The sequence below is a fragment of the Micromonospora echinofusca genome (assembly GCF_017614955.1).
Lineage (GTDB): Bacteria > Actinomycetota > Actinomycetes > Mycobacteriales > Micromonosporaceae > Micromonospora > Micromonospora echinofusca_A.
In genome coordinates this window covers 1-4,731 of the sequence record NZ_WVUH01000456.1, presented here as the reverse complement: position 1 = coordinate 4,731, position 4,731 = coordinate 1, and the positions used below count along the sequence as shown (strand labels likewise).

Annotated in this window: 5 protein-coding genes and 1 riboswitch; of the genes, 3 read left to right on the top strand and 2 right to left on the bottom strand. The window is 72.7% G+C overall.

Translation table 11 applies throughout. The features are described from left to right. Positions 1–655 (top strand): ATP-dependent DNA helicase (locus GSF22_RS30780; protein ID WP_208817420.1); only part of this gene is annotated, 655 nt, incomplete at its 5' end. A 79-nt stretch (positions 656–734) separates the two neighbouring features. Here GSF22_RS30780 and GSF22_RS30775 read toward each other — a convergent pair. After that, the gene (locus GSF22_RS30775; protein WP_208817421.1) at positions 735–2,108 is read right to left on the bottom strand and encodes an AI-2E family transporter; all 1,374 of its coding nucleotides are present in this window, start codon (positions 2,106–2,108) and stop codon (positions 735–737) included. Between the two features lie 65 nt (positions 2,109–2,173). Between GSF22_RS30775 and GSF22_RS30770 the strand changes: the two genes are divergently transcribed. Both GSF22_RS30770 and GSF22_RS30765 read left to right on the top strand, forming a co-directional pair. Next, entirely contained in the window at positions 2,174–2,512 is a 339-nt protein-coding gene (locus tag GSF22_RS30770; protein ID WP_208817419.1) for a GroES family chaperonin, read from the top strand. A 183-nt stretch (positions 2,513–2,695) separates the two neighbouring features. After that, positions 2,696–2,884, top strand: a complete 189-nt coding sequence (locus tag GSF22_RS30765) for a hypothetical protein (RefSeq protein WP_208817422.1) — start codon at positions 2,696–2,698, stop codon at positions 2,882–2,884. A 56-nt stretch (positions 2,885–2,940) separates the two neighbouring features. Here GSF22_RS30765 and GSF22_RS30760 read toward each other — a convergent pair whose 3' ends face one another. Then, entirely contained in the window at positions 2,941–4,488 is a 1,548-nt protein-coding gene (locus tag GSF22_RS30760; protein WP_208817418.1) for a PrsW family intramembrane metalloprotease, read from the bottom strand. A 66-nt stretch (positions 4,489–4,554) separates the two neighbouring features. Continuing rightward, a riboswitch (SAM riboswitch) is annotated at positions 4,555–4,676 on the top strand. The last annotated feature ends 55 nt before the right edge of the window (positions 4,677–4,731 follow it).

The following is a 4,731-nucleotide window of genomic DNA, read 5'->3' as shown; positions in this document are numbered from 1 at the left end:
CGACGTGGGCTCCCCGTTCGACTACGCCCGGCAGGGCATCCTGTACGTCGCCGCGCACCTGCCCCGGCCCAGCGTCTCCGGGCTGCCCGAGGCGGCCGGCGAGGAGCTGCTCGCCCTGGTGACCGCGCTCGGTGGTCGTACCCTCGGGCTCTTCTCCTCGCGGCGGGCCGCGCAGCAGGCCGCGGAGCTGTTGCGGGCACGGACGGACCTGCCGGTGCTGCTCCAGGGCGAGGAGGCGCTGCCGCTGCTGGTCCGGCGGTTCAAGCAGGAGCGGGAGAGCTGCCTGTTCGGGGTGATGTCGCTCTGGCAGGGGGTGGACGTGCCGGGCGACTCGTGCCAGCTCGTGGTGATCGACCGGTTGCCCTTCCCCCGGCCGGACGAGCCGCTGGCGGCGGCCCGGGCCGCTGCGGTGGACGCCGGGGGCGGGTCGGGTTTCGCGGCGGTCAGCGTCCCGATCGCGGCGGTACGCCTCGCGCAGGGGGTGGGCCGGCTGATCCGGGCGACCGGTGACCGGGGCGTGGTGGCGGTGCTGGACTCCCGGCTGGAGACGGCCCGGGGGTACGGCCCGTTCCTGCGCCGCTCGTTGCCGCCGTTCTGGTACACGACGCGGCCGGAGGTGGCCCGGGGCGCGTTGGAGCGGCTGGGTCGTAGCTGAGCGCCCCGCCCCCGCCGGGTGGCGCGGGCCGATCCACGGCGTCGGCCGGTCGACCGGGCCCGGCGCCTGTCGGGCCTGGTCAGGGCGTGCTGGAGGCGACGACCACCGCGTCCGGCGGCACCTCGGGTACCCGCCGGTGGTTGAGCCGACGGATCGCGGTGTTGAGTACGGCGATCAGCGGCACCGAGATGAGGGCACCGACGATGCCGGCGAGGACCACCCCGGCGGCGATGCCGACGATCACGGCGAGCGGGTGGATGGCGACCGCCCGGCCCATGATGAGCGGTTGCAGGACGTGCCCCTCGACCTGCTGTACCCCGATCACCGCGCCGAGGATGATCAACGCGGTCACCGGGCCGCTGTCGACCAGCGCGACCAGTACGGCCACGGCGCCGGAGAGGGTGGCGCCGACGATCGGGATGAACGCGCCGAGGAAGACCAGGGCGGCGAGCGGGAAGGCGAACGGCACCTTGAAGATCATCAGGAAGATGCCGATGCCGACCGCGTCGATGAAGGCGACCAGCACGGTGGCCCGGACGTAGGCGACCAGGGTGGACCAGGCGGCCTGGCCGGCGTCGTCGACCCGCCAGCGGGCGGCCAACGGGAGCAGCCGGACCAGGAACCGCCAGATCTTCGACCCGTCCCGCAGGAAGAAGAAGGTGGCGAAGAGCACCAGCAGGGTGCCGGTGAGCACCTCGGCGAGGGTGGCGGCGGTGGAGATGGCCCCGCTGGTCAGCGACTGGGTGTTCTCATCGATCCATTTCTGCCCCTGGTCGATGTAGTCGTTGAGCTGACCGTCGGAGAGGTGCAGCGGGCCGGTCTTGAGCCAGTTCTGGATCTGCCGGACCCCTTCGGAGGCGTTCTTGCTCAGCTCCGGTACCCCGTTGACGAACTCGTTGACCACCAGGGTGAGCGTCCCGACCACGGCGACCAGGCCGCCCACCAGCACGATGGCGGTGGCCGCCGAGCGCGGGAACCGGGCCCGCAGCAGCCAGCCCACCGCCGGGGCGAGCAGCGCGGACAGCAGCAGGGCGATGGCCAGCGGAATGATCACGATCTGGATCCGGCCGATGATCCCGATCAGCGCCCAGCCGAGTACGCCGATCACGATCAGCCGCCACGACCAGGCGGCGGCGATCCGCAGCGAGTGCGGCACGTCCGCGTCGTCGCGGCTGGAGGTGGAGGGGTGTTGCGGCACCTGCGGCGCGGGCAACCCGGCGACCGGGACGTCGGGCTGCGCCGACGGACCGGGCGACGAGGGGGTGGCCACCCCGCCGTCCGCGAGGGCGGCGCTGGGGACCGACGCCCGGCTCGACTCGTACGCGCGACGGATCCGCGCGCGAATCTGCGCGAAGCGGCTCAAAGACACCTCCCGGCTGGATACAGGCTCTCCCACCGTAACCGGGAAACTCCACCCCGAACTCCGATGACGACCCTGATTCGGCCCCCACATTGCCCCGGCGCGACGTGGCGTAACCACCGCGACGCCGGTGCCGCCGGACACGGTAGCGTGCCAGCGTGACTGCGGACCCCAATCTCGAAACCGGCCTGCCGATCCGGCTGCTGCACGACCGTGTCCTGGTCCGGATGGAGGGCGCCGACGGCGAGCGGCGGTCCACCGCCGGCATCGTCATCCCGGCCACCGCCTCGATGGGCAAGCGGCTGGCCTGGGCGACGGCCGTCGGGGTCGGGCCGAACGTGCGGTCGATCGTCTCCGGCGACCGGGTCCTCTTCGACCCCGACGACCGGTCCGAGGTCGAACTGCACGGTCGCGGGTACGTGCTGCTGCGGGAGCGGGACGTGCACGCGGTCGCCGCCGAACGGGTCGAGCCGGACTCCACGGGCCTCTACCTCTGACCCTTCGGGCGACCGGTCACGTTCGCCCGATTCAGGCACATCCGGCAGATTCTCGCCTTTTTCGGCACTCCGCCCCGTTTGCCAGGCCGTTACCGGGGAAGCCACGCGTTCGATCGCTGGTCCGCCCCGGACCTGACGGGCTGCTGCGCCCCGAACCGGGCACCCGGTGGGACCAGGACGCACGTGCCCGCAGCGGAGGAAGAGATGCCGGTATTCGTGAAGAAAGTGTTCGCCTGGCTCGGAATCGCCTTCCTGATCTTCTTCGTGGCGCTCCGGCCCGACGGTGCCGCCGCCATGTGCCAGTCGATCGGCGTCGGCCTGATGGCCATCTTCCAGGGCTTCGGCGACTTCCTCACCGGCGTCACCGCCTGAGCGCTCCGGCTCGCGGTGACCCGGACGGGAACCCGGCCCGCCCGGGTCCCCCCGACTCAGCCCCGCCAGGGACCGGGTGGCGGGGCGGCACCCCACGGCGGCTGACCAGCACCGGGGTACGGCGCGGCACCGTACGGGCCGGGAGGCGGGAACGGAGCGGGCGGGCCGACCGGCCGGGGCGGACCGAGCACCACCGGGATCGGTACGACCGGCTCGTCCGGCGGATCCACCGGACGGCGTGACCCGTCCGGGAAGGTCAGGTGGTACCGCTGGCCGTCCCAGATCCCGACCGGTGTCTGCGGATCCCGGCCCACGAAGAACGACCGGTACGTCGAGGTCGAGTCGAGTAGTTCCCGCTCCTCCCGGAGCGCCCGGTCGCGGTCCGCCGGGCGGTCGTCCAGGCCCCGCCGCATCCCGTCGCGCAGCAGCGCCAACCGGGTCGCGGCGAACTGGTACCCGCGCATCGCCTTCAGTCCCGCGTCGCCACCGACCCGCCGCGCCCACTGCCGGGCCGCGTGCCGCCGCCCCAGGCTCCCCAGGGCCGCCACCTCCGGCGGGGTCAGCCAACCGGCCCGCACGTAGTCGGGGAGCACCCGCTCGGTGAGCCGCCCCTCCCAGCCCCGCAGCCAGACCGCGAGACCGACCAGCGCGAAGAAGATCGGCGTCATCACGCCGATGTACCCGTAGAGCGAGATCAACGCCTGCCCGGTGGCCACGGTCAGCGACGGCAGCAGGTTCCAGGTGCCGTGCAGCATCATCGCCAGCAGCAGACCGGCCAGCGGGGCGAGCACCCGGACCCGACGGTCGGCGGTCCGGGCGGCGATCCCGAGCCCGATCCCGGTCATCGCGGTGAACATCGGGTGGGCCATCCCGAACAGCAGGATCCGGACCATGAAGATGGCGATGAGGTTCTGCGCCCCGGTGGCCGGGCCGTACTGCTCGACGCCGCTGGCGTAGCCGTGCCCGCCCAGGTAGAGGATGTTCTCCACCATGGCGAAGCCGACCGCGGAGAGGCCGCAGTAGACCAGCCCGTCGGTGATCCCGGACCACTCCCGGCGCCGGAAGACGAAGAGCAGGACCGGGCCGAGGGCCTTGGTCAACTCCTCGATGAACGGGGCGACCAGCACCGCGACCAGCGCGTCGGGCAGTCCCCACTCCTGGAACCGGTCGGCGAAGAAGCCGTTGACGTTGATCGAGGCGGCGGTCGAGACGAACGCCCCCCAGGCGAAACAGAAGATCAGGTACTTCAACGGTTCCGGTTCGTACCGGTCGAGCCAGAGGAAGCAGGCGATCAGCACCGGTACCGGCAGGATCGCCGCCACCAGACCGATCAGCAGCGCCTCGGCACCCAGACTCTGCCCGAGCGTGAACAGCATGAAGACCGCGCAGCCGGCGATCAGCAGGATCACCCCGGCCAGCACCACGTACCGCAACCAGCCGGGCCGCCGCCGGCCCGGCATCGCCGGGGCCGATCCCCCGGTCGGCGGCGGGGCGGGCGGCACCCCAGCTCCACCGGGCGGCGACGGCGGGTACCCGGCTCCACCGGGTGGAGCGGGCGGCGACGGCGGAGCGGAGAAGGTACCGCCGGGCGGGGTGTCGGCCATGCGGCCAGCGTATCCATCCCCGGCCCCCTGGTCCGGGCGCATTCCCACCGGATATGCTCCGACCCAGGTCACGAGTGCCAGCGTCAAGCCCCGGCTTGCTGGCCGGCAACCCTCGTCGAGGTTCGCGGTGGGGTGCCCCGGGTGATGACCGGGCCCAGCCCGATCCGTGTGCTGGGCAAGCGCGGACCCTGTCCCCCTGTGCCGAGCCGGGGTCCGGTGGACCCTGGAGGTACGGCATGACCC